15 protein-coding genes and 1 pseudogene are annotated in these 23051 nt (G+C 63.4%); 3 read left to right on the top strand and 13 right to left on the bottom strand.

What is annotated here, in order from left to right; genetic code table 11:
• Positions 1-1209, bottom strand: a pseudogene (locus tag VNX23_RS04635) (class I SAM-dependent methyltransferase); the annotation flags it as partial.
• A 423-nt stretch (positions 1210-1632) separates the two neighbouring features.
• On the opposite strand from VNX23_RS04635, the gene VNX23_RS04630 reads away from it, so the two are divergent.
• Positions 1633-3234, top strand: a complete 1602-nt coding sequence (locus VNX23_RS04630; protein ID WP_325628006.1) for an NAD(P)/FAD-dependent oxidoreductase — start codon at positions 1633-1635, stop codon at positions 3232-3234.
• A gap of 249 nt (positions 3235-3483) precedes the next feature.
• Here VNX23_RS04630 and VNX23_RS04625 read toward each other — a convergent pair whose 3' ends face one another.
• Complete coding sequence (locus tag VNX23_RS04625) at positions 3484-3831, bottom strand: GrlR family regulatory protein (RefSeq protein WP_325628005.1); 348 nt, start codon at positions 3829-3831, stop codon at positions 3484-3486.
• 827 nt (positions 3832-4658) lie between these two features.
• On the opposite strand from VNX23_RS04625, the gene VNX23_RS04620 reads away from it, so the two are divergent.
• The gene (locus VNX23_RS04620; protein ID WP_325628004.1) at positions 4659-5555 is read left to right on the top strand and encodes a 50S ribosomal protein L11 methyltransferase; all 897 of its coding nucleotides are present in this window, start codon (positions 4659-4661) and stop codon (positions 5553-5555) included.
• Positions 5556-5609: 54 nt separating this feature from the next.
• Here VNX23_RS04620 and VNX23_RS04615 read toward each other — a convergent pair whose 3' ends face one another.
• The gene (locus tag VNX23_RS04615) at positions 5610-5789 is read right to left on the bottom strand and encodes a hypothetical protein (protein ID WP_325628003.1); all 180 of its coding nucleotides are present in this window, start codon (positions 5787-5789) and stop codon (positions 5610-5612) included.
• Between the two features lie 206 nt (positions 5790-5995).
• Here VNX23_RS04615 and VNX23_RS04610 point away from each other — a divergent pair, with 206 nt between their 5' ends.
• Positions 5996-7825: an aminopeptidase P family protein gene (locus VNX23_RS04610; protein WP_325628002.1), complete on the top strand. Its 1830-nt coding sequence runs from the start codon at positions 5996-5998 to the stop codon at positions 7823-7825.
• A 246-nt stretch (positions 7826-8071) separates the two neighbouring features.
• Here the strand turns inward: VNX23_RS04610 and ligA are convergent, their stop codons facing one another.
• The 10 genes from ligA to murC all read right to left on the bottom strand — a co-directional run bounded on the left by ligA (position 8072) and on the right by murC (position 23009).
• A complete protein-coding gene (gene ligA / locus VNX23_RS04605; RefSeq protein WP_325628001.1) occupies positions 8072-10222 on the bottom strand; it encodes an NAD-dependent DNA ligase LigA in 2151 nt (716 codons plus the stop codon).
• A gap of 164 nt (positions 10223-10386) precedes the next feature.
• A complete protein-coding gene (gene recN / locus VNX23_RS04600) occupies positions 10387-12075 on the bottom strand; it encodes a DNA repair protein RecN (protein ID WP_325628000.1) in 1689 nt (562 codons plus the stop codon).
• 347 nt (positions 12076-12422) lie between these two features.
• A complete protein-coding gene (locus VNX23_RS04595) occupies positions 12423-13355 on the bottom strand; it encodes an outer membrane protein assembly factor BamD (protein WP_325627999.1) in 933 nt (310 codons plus the stop codon).
• A gap of 269 nt (positions 13356-13624) precedes the next feature.
• Entirely contained in the window at positions 13625-14584 is a 960-nt protein-coding gene (gene lpxC / locus VNX23_RS04590; RefSeq protein ID WP_325627998.1) for a UDP-3-O-acyl-N-acetylglucosamine deacetylase, read from the bottom strand.
• Between the two features lie 349 nt (positions 14585-14933).
• Positions 14934-16700 (bottom strand): cell division protein FtsZ, encoded by a 1767-nt coding sequence (gene ftsZ, locus VNX23_RS04585; RefSeq protein WP_325627997.1) that lies wholly within the window; start codon positions 16698-16700, stop codon positions 14934-14936.
• Positions 16701-16788: 88 nt separating this feature from the next.
• Positions 16789-18111 (bottom strand): cell division protein FtsA, encoded by a 1323-nt coding sequence (gene ftsA / locus VNX23_RS04580; RefSeq protein ID WP_325627996.1) that lies wholly within the window; start codon positions 18109-18111, stop codon positions 16789-16791.
• Positions 18108-19097, bottom strand: a complete 990-nt coding sequence (locus tag VNX23_RS04575) for a cell division protein FtsQ/DivIB (protein ID WP_325627995.1) — start codon at positions 19095-19097, stop codon at positions 18108-18110. The genes ftsA and VNX23_RS04575 overlap by 4 nt, the downstream gene beginning before the upstream one ends.
• Positions 19098-19314: 217 nt before the next feature.
• Positions 19315-20304 carry a D-alanine--D-alanine ligase family protein gene (locus VNX23_RS04570; protein ID WP_325627994.1) on the bottom strand — a complete coding sequence of 330 codons (990 nt, stop codon included), beginning with the start codon at positions 20302-20304 and terminating at the stop codon, positions 19315-19317.
• 196 nt (positions 20305-20500) lie between these two features.
• Entirely contained in the window at positions 20501-21424 is a 924-nt protein-coding gene (gene murB, locus VNX23_RS04565) for a UDP-N-acetylmuramate dehydrogenase (protein WP_325627993.1), read from the bottom strand.
• A gap of 181 nt (positions 21425-21605) precedes the next feature.
• Positions 21606-23009 carry a UDP-N-acetylmuramate--L-alanine ligase gene (murC, locus tag VNX23_RS04560; protein ID WP_325627992.1) on the bottom strand — a complete coding sequence of 468 codons (1404 nt, stop codon included), beginning with the start codon at positions 23007-23009 and terminating at the stop codon, positions 21606-21608.
• Between the last annotated feature and the right edge of the window lie 42 nt (positions 23010-23051).

Raw genomic sequence — 23051 nt, 5'->3', positions numbered from 1 at the left:
CAGGCGCGGCCAGCGCTCGCTGGCGGGCGGGCGGCAGAGCGCGGCGAGCACCACCAGGATCGGATACTCCGCCACCCAGGAAAACACATTCGGCGCGATCAGCCCGGCAAAGAGTCCGCCGATCATGCCGCCGAACGACAGCGCCACGTAGAAGCCGGTGAGATATTTCGCAGGCGGCCGCGTCCGCGCGAGTTCGCCGTGGCACGCCATCGCAATGACGAAGAAGCAGAGTTGATGGCCGCCCAGGGTCAGTAGCAGGTTTTGTTCGCCGCCAACCGCCAGCAACACAATGACGCCCGCGATCGCGGCCGGCTGTGCCCACAGCACCCATTTGTGCGGCAGCAGCGGGCGCGACTGGAACACCAGCACCCAGGTCAGGAGATAAAGCGACAGCGGCAGAACCCAGAGCAGCGGCGCCGCGGCGACGTCGGCGGAAATATGCGCGGTCACCGCGATCAACAGCCCCGAGGGCACCGCGGCAAGCAGGATCCAGCGTGCGCGCAAGGCCCACACTGGTGGGCGGGCATCGCTGTCTGCGGCCAGCGTATCGACCGCGGCTGAGGCCGGCGCGCGCAACAGCAGGAGGCCGCAAGCGGCGATGAGCACGACCAGGAGTCCATAGCCGCCGGTCCAGATCAGGTTCTGCGTCCGCAACGTGAACATCGGCTCAAGCAGCACCGGATAGGACAAAAGCGCCAGGAAGCTGCCGATATTGGAAGAGGCATAGAGAAAATACGGATCGCCGCCCGAGGGGTGGCCGGTTCGGACGAACCAGGCCTGGAGCAGCGGGTTGTTCGCCGCGAGCGCGAAGAACGGCAGGCCGATCGAGGCCGCAAACAGGCCAAGCAGCCAGAGCGCGTAGCCGCTGGTCGGCGGGTCGCCCCAGGAGGCGGCGATCGACAAAGGCAGCGTGAATAGCGCGACCAGCAACAACACGAGGTGCGCCGTGACCGCGATCCGGCGGTTATTAAGCCGCATCAGGTAATGCGCGTAGGCGTAACCTGCGAGCAGGAGCGACTGAAAGAACACCATCGCCACCGACCACACGGCCGGCGATCCGCCGAGCCGCGGCAGGACCATTTTCGTAAACAGCGGCTGCACCGAGAACAGGAGTAGGGCGCTAACGAAAATGGCGGCGGTATAGACCAGAAGAACCAGCCGGTTTCGGCTCGCGGCTCCGTGAGCCGCGCTCGGTTCGGGATGCGTCATAAAAGCTCCGGCGAAGCGTTTTCCGGCGAGAACGCGAGACAAAGTCAGCCGGCGGGCGCCGGGGGCGGCAATGGAGCACAGGGCCGCAGCGCGGGCAATGCGCCTCGGGGCTGTGCCAATCTTCACATCTTCGCTAGACACGATCGGAAATCCGAGGGATCGCCGTTGCAGCGATATGAACATCAAGTCCGAAAACCCGCCAGTGTGGCGGTTCAGAAGTCCGTATCGTTGCATCTCGCGAGTTCGTCATACGGACTTCTGAACCAAAAGCCGCACTGGCCATAGATTTGCTAGTGTCCCTTCGATTCCGAAGTTCGTTAAACGAGTACGCCGCACAATGATACGAACTTCGGAATCGGGACACTAGGCGGGTCCGGCGAGTACAGGCGATCACGATCTGACAAGAGCGATCCTGAAGCAGGCATGAACGAGACGGATGTTGTCATTATCGGGGCCGGCCATAACGGCCTCACTTGCGCCGCATATCTGGCAGGTGCCGGCTTGCGCGTAGAAGTCGTTGAACGTCGCGACGTCGTGGGCGGCGCGGCGGTGACGGAGGAGTTTTATCCCGGTTTTTCCAATTCGGTCGCGGCCTACACGGTCAGCCTGCTCAATCCGAAAGTGATGGCGGACCTCAAGCTCGCCGAGCACGGATTGCGGATCGTCGAGCGGCGCGCGCAGAATTTTTTGCCTGCCCCTGACGGCAGCTGTCTTTTGACCGGCGAAGGCCGCACCCGGGCCTCGCTGGAAAGGCTGAGCCGGCGCGACGCCGCGAGCCTGCAAGGCTTCAACCGCCGGCTCGAAGAAATCGCCGACGTGTTGCGCGCGCTGGTGTTGCGCGCACCGCCCAACCTCGCGCAAGGTTTTGGCGCCAACGCGATCCGCGAAAGTTTCAATGCGGTTGGCACCGCCAACATCCTGCGAAAACTCTCGCTTGAACAGCAGCGCTCGCTGCTCGACCTGTTCACGCGCTCCGCCGGCGAGATGCTGGACGAGGTGTTCGAGAGCGATCTGGTGAAGGCGCTGTTCGGCTTCGATGCCATCGTCGGCAATTATGCAAGCCCTTATTCCGCAGGCTCCGCCTACGTGATGCTGCATCACGCGTTCGGGGAAGTGAACGGAAAGAAGGGCGTCTGGGGCCATGCCATCGGCGGGATGGGTGCGATCACGCAAGCCATGGCCCGCGCCGCGCGCGCGGCCGGCGCCGAGATCAGGCTCGATGCCGGCGTCCGCGAGGTGATCGTGGAGCGCGACCGCGCCGTCGGCGTGATCCTCGATGATGGCGACACCATCCGCGCCCGATACGTCGCCTCGAATGTCAATCCGAAGCTGCTCTATACGAGGCTCGTGCCTTCAGAGGCGCTGCCGGATGACTTCCTCGCGCGGATCAGGCATTGGCGGAACGCCTCCGGCACCTTCCGCATGAACGTCGCGCTGAGCGCCCTTCCCTCGTTCACCGCACTTCCCGGCGACGGCGATCATCTGACCGCCGGCATCATCATCGCGCCGAGCCTCGCCTACATGGATCGCGCCTGGCAGGACGCGCGCGATCACGGCTGGAGCCGCGAACCGGTGATGGAATTGCTGATCCCCTCCACGCTCGACGACACGCTTTGCCCGAAGGGGGCGCATGTCGCGAGCCTGTTTTGCCAGCATGTGGCGCCGCAGCTTCCCGAAGGACGGTCGTGGGACGATCATCGCGAGGAAGTCGCCGATCTCATGATCGCAACCGTCGACGGATACGCCCCCGGCTTTGCGGCAAGCGTGCTGGGGCGGCAGATTCTCTCCCCGCTCGACCTGGAGCGGCAGTTCGGACTGCTCGGCGGCGACATCTTTCATGGCGCGCTGACACTCAATCAGCTCTTCTCGGCCCGCCCGATGCTCGGCCACGCCGACTATCGCGGCCCCGTGAAGCGGCTTTACCATTGCGGCAGCGGCGCCCATCCCGGCGGTGGCGTCACCGGCGCGCCCGGCCACAACGCGGCGCGGGTAATCCTGGCCGATCACCGCGCGCTGTTCGGGTGAATAGCGCATGATCCGGAAAAGTGTGCAGCGGTTTTCCGAAAAGATCATGCGCAAACGATAAGCTAAAGCGCGATGGAGATTCGACGTAATGCCATCGCGCTTTAAGGACAGGTTTGGCGAGCGGCCCGCTCACAAGGCAAGCGGTCTCTTGCTTTCGGGCGTGCAGAGATCTGTGGATAAGCTGTGGAAAACCAGTGAGTGAGACGTGGAGAAGCCGGAGCAAGACTTTGTGGAGCGATCGCTCGCGCCTCACTCGTCCGCCAGAAACTTCAGCGTCGCGCGAAAGCTCATACTCTGTTTGCCCACCAGCGTGGTGCCGAACACCTCCGCCTCGTCGCCGGTAAAAGTCCCTGAAAAGCCGCTGGTGACTTCGTGGCCGCCGAACAGCGGACGGACGAGGGGATCGGGAAAGGGCGTGTGCTGGTTGGTGGTGATCTCCCCCTTCCAGGTCCCCTTGCCCACGGTGTAGGTGCCGATCGACCAGAAATAGGGACCGCCGCCGGCAAGTTTGCCGTCACGCAGGATGATCACCCCGCTGTCGCGGCCCCTGACGCCGTCGAGCATGTGAATATGGATGGAATAAAGCCCGTTTCGCATTGGACTTAGGCCCCCAGCAACCAACGATACAGAAAGCAGCGATGGGCGTCGAGAACCGGGAATCCCCACTACCTGTGCAAACGGGCGCTTAAAAACCGTCAAACTGGCACGGTATTCCCGGTGGACAAGCCTGTGAATGGCCGGTGGTGTCTCAGTTTGAAACTTCCGGCTGAACGGGAGCCGTTGGCACCAGGCTGGAGATGCCCACGCCCCCTCCAGCTGAAGCGAGAAAACGAAACGGCCCCGGGGCACGGGCGATCCGGGGCCGTCACGAGGCGTATCCGGGCGAAGGACACCGGATACGACGATCCAAATTGGTCAGTTTCAAGTCGCGGGCTGCTACCTTTAGCCGAGCAGCAGCAAGATGATCGCGGCGAGCATTACCAGAAAACCGGTTGCCGCAGTTGCGATCAAAGAGCGTTCAACTCCATCCATGTCCCCAGCCTCCATCCACCAGCTACATCTTAAGCGCGTGAACGAAGGCGCGCATTAGTGCATGTGAATCGGAAGCGATCTGGATGTCGCTGATGCGACGGCTGTGGACGGCCAAGCAAAGCCGTTCGGCCTTGCGCGACCATGCCGGAGTGGCGAGAGGCTCCGGTGCGATCCGGTTCCAGATTCAATCCGCTGCTTGATCTTCGTCATCAGGTTTGAAAGCCGCTGCCATGCCCTTGCGTCACATTTTGTTTTCCGCGATGTCTGGCGCACCGACTGACGACCAGCCCCTGTCGCGGGGCAGCGTGATCGCTTCAACCTGACGAAGGCAGGTTAGAGAAATCTCAGCGACGACCGCCCAAGTCCCACACCTTACGCATCCGAAGTTTTCGATGACCACGACGCTTACGCCCAGCACGCACCGCGCTACCTTCGCGATCGGCGACGAGCAAACGGCCAAACGTGTCGCCGATCTCCTGACCGAGAATTTTTTCGAAGGCGAGGCGGCAATTGCCGCATTCGAAGGGCCCGCCGGGTGTTGGGATATCACCCTGCACTTTGCGCAAGCGCCCGACGAGAATGCGATCCGCGAGCTCGTCACCGCGGCTGCCGGCGAGGAGGTGGCGCGCTCGATCAGCTTCGAGACCGTGGAAGCCAGAGACTGGGTCAAGGCGACGCTCGACGAGCTGATCCCGGTTCATGCGGGGCGGTTCGTCGTGCATGGCCGACATGACCGTGCCAAAGTGCCGCCCAACAAGGCCGGGATCGAGATCGAGGCGGCGCTCGCCTTCGGGACCGGCCACCACGGCACCACCCGCGGCTGCCTGTTGCTGCTGGACGAGGTCTTGAAGGCGAATCGGCCGAGGCGCGTGCTCGACCTCGGTACCGGAACCGGGGTGCTGGCGATCGCAGCAGCAAAGGCGCTGCGGGCCAGGATATTGGCCAGCGACATCGACCCGCTCTCGCTGCGCCTCGCGGCGGAGAACGCGCGCCTCAATGGCGTGGGGGAATTGGTGGAAACGGTCAGGGCAAGCGGTTTCTCAGCACCGCAATTTGAGCTGCGCGCGCCCTTTGACCTCGTGCTCGCAAATATTCTGGCCAATCCGCTGCGGCAAATGGCAACGCCGATGTCCCGCCATCTGGCGTCCGGCGCGCACGTCATCCTGTCCGGACTGTTGACTCCGCAGACAACCGCCGTCATCGCCTCCTATCGAGCGCGCGGACTGGTTCTGAAGCGGCATATCCGGATCGAGGGCTGGAGCAGCCTTTTGCTGGTCAGGGCGGGTTGAGGGGCTTGGTCATCCATCCCGGACGCGGGCGTAATGAGCGAATCCGGGATGACGTTATTCTGGGGATTTCTTCTGGCGCGCGTCCGCGCCCTCTTCGTCGGGCCTGCGCTTGAGGCGCGTCTCGACCAGGCGGTCGAGAATGCGAACCACGACGCCGCGCTGCGCCTTGGCGATCGGCGGAACCGGCCCGTCCGGAGCCGGCGGTTCGATCTTCTCAAACGTGAACGCCGGCATTTTGCGTCACCTCGTCCGTGAGTTGGAACACTCAGGGTTCAGAAGTTGCATTACGCCGCCGCGACATGCGGACTTCTGAACCGAGGCGGCAGAAAGGCATGAAAACCGCTTTACGCAGGTGCAGCAATTCAATCACAATAAAGCGCGAATCGAAAGCGATTTGCGTCGATTGCGGAGTTCTCCTCCTAATCCTAAAGTCGCGGCCCATGTTCGAAGCCCTCTTCCAGACCTTCGAAGAACCCGAAACCGGCGTGGCGCTGACGGCGCGACTATCCGCGTTTCGCGAGGAACTGGCGCGGCGCAACCTCACGGGGTTTGTTGTCCCGCGCGCCGATCAGCAGCAAAACGAATACGTGCCGCCATCGGAAGAACGCCTGGCCTGGTTGAGTGGTTTCACCGGTTCGGCGGGGATGGCGATCGTTCTTGCCACCGAGGCTGCCCTGTTCGTCGATGGCCGCTACACGCTGCAGGCGGGCAAGCAGGTCGACGTCAAGGCCTGGCGCATCGAACCCCTGGTGGATCCGCCGCCCGAGACTTGGCTCGCCAAGCATCTTTCAGCCGGCGACCGGCTCGGATTTGATCCGTGGTTGCATACCACCGCAGCCGCTGAGCGGCTCGCGGCCGCCTGCGCCAGGGCCGGCGCGCAGCTGATCGCGGTCGACAGCAATCCGCTAGATACGGTGTGGACCGAGCGCCCCGCCCCGCCACTGGCCCCGGTCACCCTTCATGGCCAGCAATTTTCGGGCGAGGCGGAAAGCGAGAAGCTGAAACGGATCGGCCTTGAGATCGAAAAACTCGGCGTCGACGCGCTGGTGCTGTCGGATTCGCACGCGGTGGCCTGGACCTTCAACATCCGCGGCGGCGACGTTTCGCACACGCCCCTGCCGTTGTCCTATGCGCTGGTGCCGAAAAGCGGCCGCCCGACCCTGTTCATCGATCACCGCAAGCTGTCCAACAGCGTCCGCGACCATCTCGAACGGACGGCCGAGGTCGCCGAACCGGCGATGTTGACGCCAAGGCTGACTGAACTCGCCAAGGGCGGCGCTTCGATCGCGCTCGACATCGCCACGGCAGCCGACGCCTTCAGCCGCCTGATAATGGCAGCCGGCGGCAAGCCGGTGCGCGGCAGCGATCCGGTCAGCCTGCTCAAGGCGGTGAAGAACCCAACCGAGATCGCGGGCGCAAGCGCCGCGCATCGCCGCGACGCGGTGGCGCTGACGCGCTTTCTGGCCTGGCTTGACCGCGAAGCACCTGCCGGCGCGCTGACGGAGATCGACGCGGTGGAAGCGCTCGAAACCTTCCGCCGCGACACCGGCGCGTTGAAGGATATTTCGTTTCCCACGATTTCCGGCACCGGGGCGAACGGCGCGATCGTGCATTACCGCGTCACCCGCAAGAGCAACCGCCGCATCGCGCCCGGCGATCTCTTGCTGGTCGATTCCGGCGCCCAATATGAGGACGGCACCACCGACGTCACCCGCACGATCGCGATCGGAGAGCCGACGGCGGAAATGGGTGACCGCTTTACCCGCGTCCTGCGCGGCCATATCGCGATCGCGCGCGCGCTGTTTCCCGACGGCACCACCGGCGCGCAGATCGACACGCTGGCGCGGCAATATCTGTGGCAGGGTGGCGTCGATTTCGAACACGGCACCGGCCACGGGGTCGGCAGCTATCTTTCCGTGCACGAGGGGCCGGCGCGAATTTCCAAACTCGGCACCACGCCGCTGAAGCGCGGCATGATCCTGTCCAACGAGCCGGGCTACTACAAGACCGATGCGTTCGGGATCAGGATCGAGAATCTGGTGCTGGTGGTCGGCGCGGACGTCCACGGCGCCGAAAAGCCGGTCAACACGTTCGAGACGCTGACACTGGCGCCGATCGACCGGCGCCTGATCGATCTCAACATGCTGAGCGGCGACGAACTGAGCTGGATCAACGAATACCACGAGCGCGTTCGCCTCGCGGTGCGTCCCCACGTCGATGAAGCCACCAAATTGTGGCTCGACGCCGCCACCGCGCCGCTGTCGCTTTAGGACGCAAAATTCTCATTCGTCATTGCGAGGAGTGAAACGACGAAGCAATCCAGCTTGCCGCCACACGACAACCGTCATGCCCGCGCAAAAGCGCGAAGCGCGTCTTCGCGCTCGAAGTCGCGGGCATCCACGTCTGGAATAGCGCAAACAAGAAAGCCGTGGATGGCCGGGTCATAGGCAAGCGGAAGCGACGCCGTTCTTCGAACGGCTATGCCCGGCCATGACGACAAGAGAGAGCGGACATCCTCACTCCCCGACCAGCCTCAGCCACTCATCCTCGGTCAAAACCGCAACGCCGTGCTTCTTGGCCTCAGCCAGTTTCGAGCCGGCGCCCGGACCCGCAACCACGTAATCGGTTTTCTTCGATACCGAGCCGGCGGCCTTCGCCCCCAGCCGTTCGGCCATCGCCTTGGCCTCGTCACGCGTCATCTTTTCCAGCGAGCCGGTGAAAACCACCGTCTTGCCGGCGATCGCCGAATTGCTCTTCGGCCTCTCGGCATTGAGGATCGTGACCTCCTTGGTCAGCCGCTCGACGATGCCGCGATTGTGGCTCTCGCCGAAATAGGCCTTGATGCTCATGATCACGCTGTCGCCGATCTGGTCGAGCGCATCCATCTCGGCGATTGCCTCCTCGTCGCCACAGGCGACCTCGAGACAGGCGTCGTGGAAGGCCTCCCACGAACCGTAGCCGCGGGCAAGCGCCAGCGCCGTGGTCTCGCCGACATGGCGCATGCCAAGTGCGTAGATGAAACGATCCAGCGAAATCCGCCGCCGCTGCTCGATCGCTCCGAAGAGATTGCGCACGGAAGTCTCACCGTAGCCTTCGATCTCTTCCAGCTTGATCTTCATGTTGCGTTTGGGCAGCGTGAAGATGTCGCCGGGCTCCTTCACCCAGCCCTGCTCGAAAAAATATTCGATCTGCTTCTCGCCCAGGCCCTCGATGTCGAAGGCACGGCGAGAGGCGAACAGTTTCAGGTGCTCGATCTTCTGGTACGGACAGGCGAACTCGCCGGTGCAGCGGGCGCGCGAACCCTCCTCGCCGGTCGCGGTCTCCTCGCGCACCACGTCAGTGTGCAGCGGGCACGGGCATTTCTTCGGAAAGTGATACGGCTTTGCCTCCTTCGGCCGCTTGTCGATCACGACGTCGACGACCTGCGGGATCACGTCGCCGGCGCGCTGGACCACGACGGTGTCGCCGATCCTGATATCTCGCCCCTCGCGCAGCTCCTCGCCCTTGTTGCCGATACCGGCGATGTAATCCTCGTTGTGCAGGGTGACGTTCTGCACGATGACCCCGCCGACGCCGACCGGCTCGAGCTTGCCGACCGGCGTAAACGAGCCGGTGCGTCCGACCTGGATTTCTATATCGCGGAGCACGGTCATTGCGCGCTCGGCGGGGAATTTGTGCGCGATTGCCCAGCGCGGCGTGCGCGAGACGAACCCGAGGCGCTCCTCCCAATCGATGCGATCGACCTTGTAGACGACGCCGTCGATATCGTAGTCGAGCTTGGCGCGCTGCTCCTCGATCTTGCGATGAAACGCGATCAACTCCTCGACCGAGTGGCAGATCCTGGTCAGCGGATTGGTCTTAAATCCGCAATGCTCGAACCAGGCGATCATGCCGGATTGCGTATCCGCCGGCATCGCGCTCATCTGCCCCCAGGCATAGGCAAAGAAGCCGAGCGGGCGCGAGGCGGTGATCGAGGGGTCTTTCTGGCGCAGCGAGCCCGCCGCCGAATTGCGCGGATTGGCGAAGATGGTGCCGCCTTCGGCCTTCTGCCGCTCGTTGAGCGCAAGAAAGGCCTTTTTTGTCATGTAGACTTCGCCGCGCACCTCGCAGATTTCAGGCACATGGCGGCCCTTGAGTTGCTTCGGCACATCCTCCAGCGTGCGGATATTGGCGGTGACGTCCTCGCCTTCCGCACCATCGCCGCGGGTAGCCGCCGTGACGAGCTCGCCGCCTTCGTAGCGCAGCGACATCGACAACCCGTCGATCTTCGGCTCGGCGGAAAAATCGATTCGGTCGTCCTCACCGAGTTTCAGGAAACGGCGGATGCGGCCGACGAAGTCGGTCACGTCTTCCTCGGCGAAGGCGTTGTCGAGCGAGAGCATCGGCACCGCATGCCGGACTTTTTTGAATTTGCCTGATGGCGCCGCGCCGACCCTCTGCGACGGCGATTGGCCGGTAACGAATTCCGGAAAGCGCGCCTCGAGGGCATTGAAGCGGCCGCGTAGCGCGTCGTATTCGGCGTCCGAAATCCTCGGCGCGTCTTCCTGATAATAGGCCTGGTCGTGGCGCTCGATCTCGAGCGCGAGCCGCTTGTGCTCGACCCTGGCCTGGGCCCTGGTAAGGACGGCGATGTCGGGCAGCGCGCTCTTCTTTGATGACTTAGCCATGATCGTTGAATACAGCGAAGATGGTTTGATGAAAAGCGATCCCAAGCGTGCCCTGGATGCTGCGCGCCACGCAAGTGATGCTGCTGATCCGGGGTCCAAAAAGTTGATTGGATCCCGGGTCCGCGGAGCAGCGCGAGCGCGCTGCGCCGCGCCCGGGACAAAAACTACGCCGTCGCTGACTTCAACAGCCGCTCGGCGGCCGCCCTCGCTTCCGCGGTGATCTCGGCGCCGGCGAGCATGCGGGCGATCTCCTCGCGGCGGTGATCGGAATGAAGCGCATTGACGCGGGTAGCGACGCGCTTGCCTTTGTCGAGCGCGTCCTTGGAAATCAAAAGATGCTGATCAGCGCGTGCCGCGACCTGCGGCGCATGTGTCACCGCCATGACCTGGACCTTGCCCGCAAGCCGTGCCAGCCGCGCACCGATCGCATCAGCCACCGCGCCGCCGACGCCGGTGTCGATTTCGTCGAACACGAGTGTCGGCGCCGAGCCCTTGTCGGACAGCACGACCTTCAAGGCCAAAAGGAATCGCGACAACTCGCCGCCGGAAGCGACTTTCATCAGCGGGCCGGGCCTGGTGCCGGGATTGGTCTGGACCCAGAACTCGACGCGGTCGTGGCCCTGTGGCCCCGGCGATGTCGCATCGGAATCGATTTGCGTGGAAAACTTCGCGCGTTCGAGTTTCAAGGGCGCAAGTTCGGCATTGACCGCTTTGTCGAGCTTTTCGGCGGATTTGACCCGCGCGGCGGAGAGTTTTGCCGCGGCCGCGCTGTAGCGCTTGTCGGCGTCACTGGCTAGTTCCTCGAGTTTCCTGAGCTGATCGGCACCGGCGTCGATCAGGGCCACATCGGCGGCGTATTTTGTGGCAAGCGCCGCGAGGCCATCCACCGGCGTCGAATATTTGCGCGAGGCACCGCGCAGCGCAAACAGCCGCTCCTCGATGCGTTCAAGCTCCGTGGGGTCGAAATCGGCCGCACGCAGCGCGGCATTGAGATGTTGATCGGCCTCTTCCAGCGCGTTGATCGCCGCGTCGATCGCCCTTACCGCGGGCTCGACCAGGGCCTGCAGATTAGCCGCCCGCCGCTCCAGCCGGCGCACCGCCGCCGAAAGTGCCGGCACCGGCGAATGATCGCCGCTGACGGCCTCCTGGGCCTCGCGCAGATCAGCCGCGATCTTCTCGCCCTGCATCATGGTCGCGCGGCGTTCGGCGAGCGCGGTTTCTTCGCCGTCCTTCGGCGCGAGCTTCTTCAATTCGTCGGAAGCATGCCTCAGATAGTCCGCTTCGCGCGCGGCGCGCTCCATGCCGGCGCGGTGCTCCTCGAGCACTTGATTGGCCGCACGTCTTGCGTTCCAAAGCTGTTCGAGCGCGGTGACTTCCTTCTCAAGGCCTGCAAAGGCATCGAGCAGGCGGCGGTGGGTCGAGGCGTCGACCAGCGCGCGTTCGTCGTGCTGGCCGTGGATTTCGACCAGCGCCGAGCCGACCGCTTTCAGGGTCTGTACGCTGATCGCCTGATCGTTGATGAAGGCGCGGGTGCGGCCGTCGGCCAGTTGCACGCGGCGCAGGATCATTTCGCCCGATTCCTGCAAGCTTGCGTCGTCGAGCCCGTTGTCGGAAAGGATCACCGAAGCCGGATGATCCTTGCGAACATCGAACACCGCGGTCACCTGGCCCTGCTCCGCGCCGTGCCGGACAAGAGTAGCATCGCCGCGGCCGCCGAGCGTAAGCGCGAAGGCATCGAGCAGGATCGATTTGCCCGCGCCGGTCTCGCCGGTCAGCACCGCGAGCCCTCGGGAAAACTCGATATCGAGCCGTTCGATCAGGACGATGTCACGGATCGACAGACGCGCCAGCATGCGAAGAAGATTCCTGGTGTCCCGATTGCGAAGTTCGTAACAAGTTGCGGCCCTTCGCTTACGAACTTCGCAATCGAAAGGACACTAGCAAATTTTATTGACCTAGTGGTCCGATTCTAACATTCGCTTCCCGCCTCAGCAGCCACTCTTGCCAATGTTGGAATCAAAGGACCCTAGCAAGTAAATGTTTCTAGTGCAGCCTTGGATTTGCCATTCGCATTGCGCGTTTGTGGCCGGGTGGGTAGCGAATGTCAAATCCGCTCCACCAAGTGTGGCTTTGATCCAGAAGTCCGCATGACGAACGTGCGGCGGCAATTGTGGCGGACCTCTGGACCGCCACATTAGTCCTAGCCGAGACCCAGCTTCTTGAAGGCCTTGGAGATATAAGAGCCCTGATTCTCACTCGGCTCCAGCCCGCCGGATTTTACTAGATTATAGGCGTCCTTGTACCAGGGGCTGTCGGGGAAATTATGCCCGAGCACAGCGGCGGCGGTTTGCGCCTCGCTGACGATGCCGATCGCCATGTAGGCCTCGGTCAACCGCGCCAGCGCCTCCTCGACATGCCGCGTGGTCTGGTACTGGGTGACAACCGTCTTGAAGCGGTTGATGGCGCCGGTGAAGTTGCGCTTCTGCATGTTATAGCGGCCGACATTCATCTCGCGCCCCGCCAGTTGGTCGCGCGCGGCCTCCAGCTTCTGCTTGGCGCTCACCGCATATTCCGAGGTCGGGTACTTGCGGACCACTTCCTCAAGCGCGGCGATCGCCTTTTCGGTGCGGGTCTGGTCGCGGGTGATGTCGGGAATCTGGTCGTAATGCGAAGCCGCGATCAGGAACTGCGCATAGGCCGCGTCCTGGCTTCCCGGATGCAGGGTCACGTAACGGGTCGCGGCACCGATGCAGCTGTCGTAGTCATTGGCCTTGTAGAAAGCATAGGCCGACATCAACAGCGATTTGCGCGCCAGGTCGGAATACGGATGCTGGCGATCCACCTCCTCGAACTTCTTCGAGGCGCCCTTCGGGTCGCTCTTCTCGTTCATCAGGAACAAGCCCTGATTGTAGAGCTTTTCCGCAGGCTCTTCGACGAAGGTGTCGTCCTTGGAAAAAACCTTGCTGATCGATTCCTTGGTCGAATCCCACGTTTCGGTAGCGGTGCTGCATCCGCTCAAGGTAACGGCGAGAAGCATGAGCCCGAAAGCCAGGCGGAACGGCTGTGCCCGCCGACCAAAGGCCGACCCGCCGGAAGGCTGATGTGATGCGAGCGTCATGCGCTTTGTCGCCATAAATCTAAGAACCTGACGCCTGTCGTCGTGGGATGCCCGCGCGATCGAGGCTGGCGGCCCGCCTCCCGGCGCCGGATCCAGCCCTGCTTATCCAAAATAAGTCGCTCAACCAACCGAATAGGGAGGCATTTCGCCCGGATTAAGGCGGGTCAAGCGGTGGCCCGCCGAGACAGATACCTCTTGCACAGGCGCGAATTGTGCGCCCGAAAAGACCAAAATTTGCACCCGAGAGCAGCGCCGGCATTCAGGGAGCGGAAAACCGGTCTGTTTCAGGAGATTTCGGGGCCGTAGGCGGGAGCAACCAGACCACCCAGGATGCCACTGCCGACCTCGGCGTGGGTCCGCGGACGGCGGACGGTTTCGGCCTCGACCACGCGATAGGCGCTGCGGTCGGCCATCAGGGCCGTCAGCACGGCATGGTTGAGCTTGTGGCCACCGCGGATCGAGCGGAAAGCTCCCAGCAGCGGCAGCCCGGCGAGTGCGAGATCACCGATCACGTCCAGTACCTTGTGGCGGGCAGGTTCGTCGCTGTAGCGAAGGCCCTCGGTGTTGAGCAGGCTTTCCTCATCAAACACTATCGAATTCTCAAAGGAGGCGCCGAGCGCAAAACCCGCGATCCATAGCCGGGCTACCTCATTCATGAATCCAAAGGTCCGCGCACGGCAAATATCGCGGCGGAATCTCTCGGGGCTGAGATCGAGTGCGTATTTCTGGCGACCGATCACGGGGTTCGTGAAGTCGATCTCGATCTCGGCGCGGAACCCCGCCGCGTAGGGCCGCAGCTCGCCGAACGAATCGCCGATTGCGACCGGTACCGGCTTCACCACCTGGATGAAACGGCGCGCGGCCGATTGCGCGACAATCCCGGCCTGATCGATCGCGGCGACAAAGGATGCGGCGCTGCCATCCATGATCGGAACTTCCGGGCCATCGATCTCGATCGTGGCATTGTCGACGCCCATGCCGCGGAGCGCTGCCAGCACATGTTCCGCAGTTGAAACCAGCGGGCCATGGCGGTCGCCCAGAACAGTTGCGAATTCGGTGGCGATCACTGATTCGGCGGTGGCCTGAACCTCGCGGTCGCAGCTATCGAGGCCCGTGCGCACAAAAATAAAACCCGCATCGACAGATGCAGGTCCTATGGTCAGATTGACGGGTAAACCGGAATGCACGCCCACGCCCATGACGGTGGCTTGCGACCGAAGCGTTGTCTGCCGGCTAAATTTCATTCGAGACTGCCCACACCGACTTACCAAGAGATTGCATCGACACGTTTTTTGTGCCGACTCACCTCAAAGGTTCCCCAAGTCGCGGATGACAATAGCACCGCCCCAAAACGCGCCAACTCACGCTTTTTTACCGATTGTTACCCTATCTCCGCCGTATTCGCGCCAGCGGCCAACCAAATTCGCCCCTGGAAAAGCCGGTCCGCCTAAAAACCACCGAATCTCCAAATAAATGGTTAATCGTTTAAAATCAGTTACTTGAGAAGAGATCCCTGGCTCGGGCGGGGCGAAAAAGGAAAGGTCCCGGCTGGCGGAGCCGGGACCTTTTCGCGGGTCAGCCTTGTAACAAAAGTCAGTTCACCTGCCGGCGCAGGAAAGCGGGGATATCAAGATGGTCGTCTCCCTGTGGCGCCGGCGCAACAGGCGCCGGGCGGCCGTGAGCGTCGAGTCCCTGCGGCGCGGGGCGTGGAGCATATTCAGATACCGGCGGCTGATGCGTCCGCTGCGGCTTGCGCTCCGGCAGCGGCGGCATGGCCGGGCCTGAGGAGCGCGCCGCAACCGGCGGTTCGCTCTCCTCGTCGCGACGGCCCAGGCCGACATTGGCCAGACGCTGCAACAGTGACATCCGGTTCTTCTGTGGATGATCCTCCTCGACTTCCCCGCGGGCCTGCCGGATCTCGTTCTGGGCGGGCATCGGCAGATCCTCGAATTTCGGCATCCGCGGCGCACGCGCGGGCGCGCGCTCGGCCGCTTGCGGAATGAAGGTTTCGGGCGGCGGTTCGTGGATCGGGGCGGGTTTGGCCTCAGGGTCCGGGAACAGCGACGGCTTCTGCGCGATCGGACGAACGGTAACGTCGCCATACGAGGCGGGATGGATCGCCGCCTGTGCCGGTGCCGTTTTCGGCGTATCCGGGGCAACCGCTGCGGCAATCGCCGCAAGTGCTGCTCGTTCCACGCTGTTGGAGGCGCGCGGCGCCGGCGCCGGCTTTGCCGCAGTTGTGCTCTCCATTTTCTGGGCACGCTCGGCAAGCCGCGCATTGTCGGCGCGCAGCCGCGCGGTGAGTTCGGCGAGACGGGAGTCCGGCGCCGGGCTCGCCGTCGCGGCAGGGGTCGCCGTGGCTGCCGGCGCGCCGGAAACGCTGCGGGCAATCTGCGCCTGCTCGATGCCGGTGGCGACCACGGAGACGCGAATCAGACCGTCGAGCGCTTCGTCGAACGTGGCGCCGACGATGATGTTGGCGTCCTGGTCGACTTCCTCGCGAATCCTGGTGGCGGCCTCGTCGACCTCGAACAGCGTCAGGTCCTTGCCGCCGGTGATCGAGATCAGAAGGCCGCGCGCGCCCTTCATCGAGGAATCGTCGATCAAGGGATTGGCGATCGCGGCCTCCGCTGCGGTCAATGCGCGCTTGTCGCCGGAAGCCTCGCCGGTGCCCATCATCGCCTTGCCCATTTCGCGCATCACGGCGCGGACGTCGGCGAAGTCGAGGTTGATCAGGCCTTCCTTGACCATCAGGTCGGTGATGCAGGCAACGCCGGAATAGAGCACCTGGTCCGCCATCGCGAAGGCGTCGGCAAAGGTGGTCTTCTCGTTGGCGACCCGGAACAGGTTCTGGTTCGGAATGATCAGCAGCGTATCGACCACCTTGTGGAGCTCGTTGATTCCGGCTTCCGCCGTGCGCATGCGGCGCTGGCCCTCGAAGTGGAACGGCTTGGTGACGACGCCGACCGTAAGGATACCCATCTCGCGTGCGGTCTTGGCAATCACGGGTGCTGCGCCAGTGCCGGTGCCGCCGCCCATGCCGGCGGTGACGAACACCATGTTGGCGCCGGAAAGATGGTCGCGGATCTCGTCGATGACCTCCTGCGCCGCGGCGGCGCCGACGTCGGGCTGGGAACCTGCGCCGAGCCCCTGGGTGACCTGGGTGCCCATCTGGATGATGCGCTGCGCCTTCGACATCGTCAGCGCCTGCGCGTCCGTGTTGGCGACGACGAAATCGACGCCCTGCAGTCCGGCGGTGATCATGTTGTTGACGGCGTTGCCGCCGGCCCCGCCTACGCCGAATACCGTGATCCGCGGCCTCAGCTCGCGAATGTCAGGGACATTGAGATTGATAGTCATGGTTGCCTCTCGATTGCGCGAGCGTTGGTTCGCCGGGGCCGATCGGCCGCGGGAGTTTGTGAAAGTCGAATGGGCCGGAAAAGATTCATCAGAAGCCCTCACGCAGCCATCGTCCGACTTTTCCGAAATAGCCGTCGGTCCCTGTCATCAGCTGCCGCGTATGCCGCGGTTCGACATGTTCGAGGTGCGCGTATTGCGGATAGACGAGCAGGCCAGAGGGAACCGCAAACGATGCGCTCTTCGCCTCGTTGGGGAGCCGCGAGAATCCGAGCGGCCGGCCGACCCGCACCGGCCGGTTGAGGACCCGCGTCGCAAGCTCGAGGGTGCCGGTGAGCTGGGATGCACCGCCGCTTAACACAACTCGCGCCTTCGGTTCTGCCGCAAAGGGAGAATCCGCGAGCCGGTCCCTGACCATTTCAAAAATCTCCTCGGCCCGGTGCCGGACGATGTTGGCGATCGTGGCCCGTGACACGATCTGCGGAACGTCCAGCCCGTCGTCGCCGGCAGACGGCACCGACATCAACTCGCGCGTGTCGGACCCGCCGGTCAGCACCGTGCCATATAACGTCTTGATTCGCTCGGCATCTGCAATGCATGCGCTCAGGCCCCGGGCGAGATCCATGGTGATGTGGTGTCCGCCGAGCGCAAATCCGGTGGCATGGACGAAGCGGCCGCCGGAATAGGTCGCGATCGTGGTGGTGCCGGCCCCCATCTCCACCACCGCCGCGCCCAGGTCGGCCTCGTCGTCGGTGAGGACCGAAAGGCCAGCGACGTAGGGGCTGGCCGCCATCGCCTCGACATTGAGGTGGCAGCGCTCGACCACCAGCATCAGGTTCTTGGCAACAGTGGCGTCCGCCGTGACGACGTTCATGTCGACGCCGAATTGCCGCGCGACCATGCCCTTCGGATCGCGAATGCCCTTGACGCCGTCGATCGAATAGCCGACCGGCAGCGCGTGCAGCACGGTGCGGCCCTCGCCCGTGGCGTGGTGCATGCCGGCGGAGGTGATGCGCGCGACGTCGCTGGGTGCAACCGTAGCGCCCCTGATGTCGGCCGCGGCCTCGACCAACTGACCCTGCAACCGCCCGGCTGAGACCGACAGCAGGACCGACTCGACCCGCACCCGGGCCATTTCCTCGGCGAGCGCAACGGCCTGGCGCACCTGCTGTTCGCATCCGGCAAGATCGACCACGGCGCCGGCCTTGACGCCGCGCGACTGAATCTGGCTGTAGCCGATCAGCTCGACGGCATGGCTGCGGCCGCGCAGGGCTTCGCTCGGCGGGCAAGGTTTTAGCCGCGCGATCATGCACGCGATCTTGCTGGTGCCGATGTCGAGGCAGGCCACCAGCGCGGTGCGCTTTTGCGGCATCGGGCGCGTCTTCGGCGTCTGTTTGCGATCGAAGCCGCTCATGCGTCGCCGACCTTCTTCTTCGGCTTCTTTTCCTTGAACGATTCTTCGCGCGCCTTGGCCGCGTCTTCCGACAATTGCACGATCAAGCGGTCCGGCAGGCGCATGTCGACCGCGACGATGTCGCGGGAGAACAGGCGGTCTTCCTTGTCGAGCGTGCTCAAGGTCGCAAGCGCCTCGCCGACGTCGTTTTCCGGAAGGCGGATGTCGAGACCATCCTTCAGTCTCAGGTTCCATCGCCGTTCGCCGACGAAGATCGCCGCCTTGGTCACCGAATGAACGCGCGGATAACGCGCAAGCAGTGCCAGAAAATCGCGCGCACGAGTCTCGGCGCCCTTGCCCACCACCAGCGGCAACGAGATGAAGCGGTACGACACATAGGGCTCGAGCACCGCACCGTCATCGGATATCACCGAGAGGCGGCCGTGGCGCTGCCAGAGCGCAAACGCCGAACGTTCGACGATGTCGATCTTAAGCTGATCCGGATAAAGCTTCAGCACGGTCGCTTCGCTGATCCAGGGATTGGCCTTGAGCTTTTCGCGGACCGAGGCCGCGTCGAGAAACAACAGCGACGAGCGGCCACTGACGCCGCCGATCGCGAGCACCTCGTCCTGGGAGAGCTGCTTGCGGCCGCCGATCGCAACCGTGGTGATCCGGAAGCCGGCCGAGTTTGCCAGCGCATTGCGCGCCTCGCCAAGGCTCGTGAAAAACTTCTCGACGTGGCCGCCCTTCACGATCCCAAGGCCGGCGGCGGAAACGAACAGCGCCAGTGTCGCCATCATGCCGGCCCGGCGCGGAAGGTGTCGCTCGAGAAACGAGACCAGACGCGGCGGCTGTTCCGTTCGCTCGATACGCCGCGCGCTCGAAGTGACGCGCTTGCCGGCCAGCCATTCGCGCAGCAGAACGCCCGCACCAATGGCGGCCGCTTTCAGATCAGTCCGGGGCCCCGGCGATCTGTTCGACCGAACGAGACGTCCTCCACGATCCATGAGTACGAGCCTGTCCAAGTGTTGTGCCCGCAAAAGCCTGCGAGAGCTGCGCAAGTGCGACGCTTTCCGGGCAGCCAAGCGCTGCTGGCACCGCTGGCGTTAACCTTCGGACTTCCTGGTAAACAAAGGGTAAATTCGGCCCGATCAGGAGCCGTTTTGGCGTGCGGTTTTAAGGCTTTGACCGGTAACGTTAGTATTTCGGTAACACTTGATAGCCCTACTTCCGGCTGCGCCTTTCAGCGATCACAATCTGGTCTTTCAGGAAATCGACAAAATCGATTCCTTGCGCCTTCAGCGCCTTCGGATAAAGCGAAGCCTTTGTCAGTCCCGGCAGGGTGTTGGTTTCAAGAAAAATCGGCCCATGCTCGGACACGATGAAGTCGGTCCGCGAATAACCGGAGCATGACAGCGCCCGGTGGGCGCGCAGCGCCAGGTCCATGAGCTTTGCGGTCACCTCAGGCGAAAAGCGTCCCGGACAAATCTCCTGGGTCGATTTGAGCAGGTATTTGGCCGTGTAGTCGAAGCTTCCCTCTGCCGGGATGATCTCGATCGGCGGCAGCGAAAAAACCTTGCCGTCCGGCTGCTCCAGCACGCCACAGGTCGCTTCCACGCCAGCAATGAACGGCTCGATGAGATATTCCTCCAATTTCGCCGCGTTGCGTACGGCGACAATGTCCTGCTTGGAATTGACGAAAATCAGGCCGTAGCTCGAGCCGTCGCGCGCGGGTTTTGCGACCAGCCGGCCATATCGGGCGAACGCCGGCTCGATGTCATCCAGGCCTACGCCCGATGGCGCCTTCACGCCTGCAATTTCCACGAAGCGCTTTGCCGCGACCTTGTCGAAGGCAAGGTTCGAGGACGCCGAGCCGGAACCGGTGAACGGTACGCGGCGCACTTCACACATCACTTGAAGTTCGCCGTTCTCGGCCGAGCCGCCATGCAAGGCCAGCACCAGAAGACGTTTCCCGGCGCTCGCTTTGTCGAGCGCCTGTTCGATCCGCCCAAGGCTTGGGGTGCCCGGCTTGAACTCCTTTTCGAACGGACGTGAATGTTTCAGCAGAATTTCCGACCGCGTTTCATGCACGGTGTCGTCGACATCCCAGAACCACAGGTCGGCCTCGGGCAATGCCGAACACAGCGCCTGGGCGGAGGCCACCGACACCAGGCGCTCCTTGTTCGTGCCTCCGAAGAGAATGGTGACCCGCATTAGATGATCCGCTGATGCTGTCATTCCGGGGCGATGCGATAGCATCGAATCCGGAATCTCGAGATTGATCTAGTTTATCCGTCATTCCGGGATGGCGCGGAGCGCCAGACCCGGAATCCATCGCTCAACAACTTCGAGATTCTCCGATGTGCAAGTGCACATCGTAGTTCGCAGCTCACGCTGCGTCCCGGAATGACTACGGTGTCAAAACCCCGATCCGCTTGATTTCCCAGTGTAGCTCGATTCCGCTGTTTTCCTTCACCCTCGCGCGAACGGTTTCACCAATAGTTTCGATATCGTGGCCGGACGCCTCGCCCGTGTTGATCAGGAAATTGCAGTGCATTTCCGACACCTGCGCCCCGCCGACGCGCAAGCCACGGCATCCGGCGGCATCGATCAGCTTCCAGGCGCTTTGGCCCGGCGGGTTCTTGAAGGTCGATCCCCCGGTCTTTTCACGGATCGGCTGCGCGGTCTCGCGATGGCTCTGCACCTCGTTCATCCGCCTCCGGATCGCCTCTGGCGCGGCGATTTTGCCGCGAAAGCGCGCCGAGGTGAAAATCACGGAGGGATCGACGCCGCAATTGCGGTAGACGAAATTCATATCGGCATTGGTGAAGGCGAGTTTGCTTCCGTCGCGGGAAAGGCCCGCGGCCTCAACCAGGACATCCCTGGTCTCGGCGCCGTTGGCGCCGGCATTCATGCGCAACGCCCCGCCAATGGTGCCGGGTATGCCAAAGAAGAATTCGAGCCCGCTGACATTGGCGGCTGCCGCCGTCTCGGCCACGCGTTTGTCGAGCGCAGCCGCACCGGCAGAGACGATTTCGCCTTGCACGCTCGTCTCGCCGAAGCCGCGCGGCGATAGCCTGATCACAACGCCGGGCATGCCGCCGTCGCGTACGATCAGGTTGGAGCCGACGCCGACGACGTAAAGCGGAAGGTCGGCCGGCAAGTGTTTGAGGAAATAGGCGAGATCGCCTTCGTCCGCGGGCGTGAACAGCACCTGCGCGGGGCCGCCGGCGCGAAACCAGGTCAGCGGCGCGAGGCTTTCATTGGCAAGCAAGCGCCCACGCAATTTTGGCATCGCGGCTTTGAGGTCGAGCGTGATATCGGGAAAGCTCATGTGATGATGGGCAACGGCGAGGCCGCAAGGCGCGGTCGGCCCTCTCCCCCCCTGCGGGGGAGAGTTGGAGAGGGGGGTACAACGAACTCCGGCGTCTGCGGCTTACCCCCCACCCTGACCCTCCCCCGCAAGGGGGGAGGGAATCGCAAAAGCGCTTGTGGAGCACTCGGCATCATCGCCTTCACCCCAGCGCCTTCAATTCGTCCGGCAGCGCGTAGGCCCATTGCGTGATGTTGCCGGCACCGAGACAAACGACGAGGTCGCCGCGGCCGGCGAGGCCGTGAATCACCTTCGCGAGTTCGCCAGAATTTTGCAGCGGGATGACCTCGCGATGGCCGTGCGCGCGAAGACCGAGAACGAAATGATCGCGATCGATGCCCTCAATCGGCGCCTCCCCGGCCGGATAAACCTCGGCCACGACGACAGTGTCGGCGTCGTTGAAGCAGGTGCAGAATTCCTCGAACAGCGACTGCAGGCGGGTATAACGATGCGGCTGCACCACCGCGATGATCTTTCCGTTAGTGGACTCGCGCGCTGCTCTGAGCACCGCTGCAATTTCGACGGGGTGATGGCCGTAGTCGTCGATGATGGTGACGCCGTTCCACTCGCCGGTCCTGGTGAAACGCCGCTTGACGCCGCCGAAGCCCGCGATCGCCTTGCGGATGGCCTCGTCGGAGAGCTTGAGCTGATGCGCAACCGCGATCGCCGCCGTGGCGTTGAGCGCATTGTGCCGGCCCGGCATCGGCAGGCGAATGTCCCTGATCTCGTGCAATGCGTCCGTCTTGCGGTCGCGGAATGCGACGGTGAATTGCGAGCCGCCGCCCGATGAAGCGAGATCGACAAGCCGCGCATCGGCCTGCGGGTTTTCGCCGTAGGTGATGATGCGGCGATCCTCGATCTTGCCGACAAGGCTCTGCACGACCGGGTGGTCGATGCACATCACCGCGAAACCGTAGAACGGCACGTTCTCGACGAAATTGCGGAACGCCTCCTGCACCGCATCGAAGGTCTTGAAATGATCGAGATGCTCGGGGTCCACATTGGTGACGATGGCGATGTCGGCCGGCAGCTTGAGGAAGGTGCCGTCGCTTTCGTCCGCTTCCACCACCATCCACTCGCCCGCCCCCAGCCGCGCATTGGTGCCGTAGGCGTTGATGATGCCGCCATTGATCACGGTCGGATCGAGATCGCCGGCGTCGAGCAAGGCTGCAACCATCGAGGTCGTCGTGGTCTTGCCATGGGTGCCCGCAATCGCCACGCAGCTTTTCAGCCGCATCAGTTCGGCGAGCATCTCGGCGCGGCGCACCACCGGGATGCGCTGGGCGCGCGCGGCCGTCAGTTCGGGATTGTCGCGCTTGATCGCGGTCGAGACCACGACGACGTCGGCACCATTGACGTTTTCGGCCTTGTGGCCGATCGCGATCTTGATGCCCTTGTCGCGCAGGCGCGCGACATTGGCGCTCTCGGAGGCGTCCGACCCCTGCACGATATAGCCGAGATTGCACAACACCTCGGCGATGCCGCTCATGCCGATACCGCCGATCCCGACGAAGTGAATGGGTCCGATTTCCCGCGGAAGTCTCATTGTGGTCTTACCTTCGTCATGCCCGCGCAAAAAGCGCAAAGC

Origin of the sequence: Bradyrhizobium sp., from assembly GCF_035570375.1 — a bacterium.
Lineage (GTDB): Bacteria > Pseudomonadota > Alphaproteobacteria > Rhizobiales > Xanthobacteraceae > Bradyrhizobium.
This window is presented reverse-complemented; position numbering and strand designations above follow the sequence as displayed.

Excerpts from the sequence above, each read along its gene's own strand:
- VNX23_RS04630 (WP_325628006.1), top strand. The coding sequence starts at position 1,633 with ATGAACGAGACGGATGTTGTCATTATCGGGGCCGGCCATAACGGCCTC.
- VNX23_RS04625 (WP_325628005.1), bottom strand. The coding sequence starts at position 3,831 with ATGCGAAACGGGCTTTATTCCATCCATATTCACATGCTCGACGGCGTC.
- VNX23_RS04620 (WP_325628004.1), top strand. The coding sequence starts at position 4,659 with ATGACCACGACGCTTACGCCCAGCACGCACCGCGCTACCTTCGCGATC.
- VNX23_RS04615 (WP_325628003.1), bottom strand. The coding sequence starts at position 5,789 with ATGCCGGCGTTCACGTTTGAGAAGATCGAACCGCCGGCTCCGGACGGG.
- VNX23_RS04610 (WP_325628002.1), top strand. The coding sequence starts at position 5,996 with ATGTTCGAAGCCCTCTTCCAGACCTTCGAAGAACCCGAAACCGGCGTG.
- ligA (WP_325628001.1), bottom strand. The coding sequence starts at position 10,222 with ATGGCTAAGTCATCAAAGAAGAGCGCGCTGCCCGACATCGCCGTCCTT.
- recN (WP_325628000.1), bottom strand. The coding sequence starts at position 12,075 with ATGCTGGCGCGTCTGTCGATCCGTGACATCGTCCTGATCGAACGGCTC.
- VNX23_RS04595 (WP_325627999.1), bottom strand. The coding sequence starts at position 13,355 with ATGGCGACAAAGCGCATGACGCTCGCATCACATCAGCCTTCCGGCGGG.
- lpxC (WP_325627998.1), bottom strand. The coding sequence starts at position 14,584 with ATGAAATTTAGCCGGCAGACAACGCTTCGGTCGCAAGCCACCGTCATG.
- ftsZ (WP_325627997.1), bottom strand. The coding sequence starts at position 16,700 with ATGACTATCAATCTCAATGTCCCTGACATTCGCGAGCTGAGGCCGCGG.
- ftsA (WP_325627996.1), bottom strand. The coding sequence starts at position 18,111 with ATGAGCGGCTTCGATCGCAAACAGACGCCGAAGACGCGCCCGATGCCG.
- VNX23_RS04575 (WP_325627995.1), bottom strand. The coding sequence starts at position 19,097 with ATGGATCGTGGAGGACGTCTCGTTCGGTCGAACAGATCGCCGGGGCCC.
- VNX23_RS04570 (WP_325627994.1), bottom strand. The coding sequence starts at position 20,304 with ATGCGGGTCACCATTCTCTTCGGAGGCACGAACAAGGAGCGCCTGGTG.
- murB (WP_325627993.1), bottom strand. The coding sequence starts at position 21,424 with ATGAGCTTTCCCGATATCACGCTCGACCTCAAAGCCGCGATGCCAAAA.
- murC (WP_325627992.1), bottom strand. The coding sequence starts at position 23,009 with ATGAGACTTCCGCGGGAAATCGGACCCATTCACTTCGTCGGGATCGGC.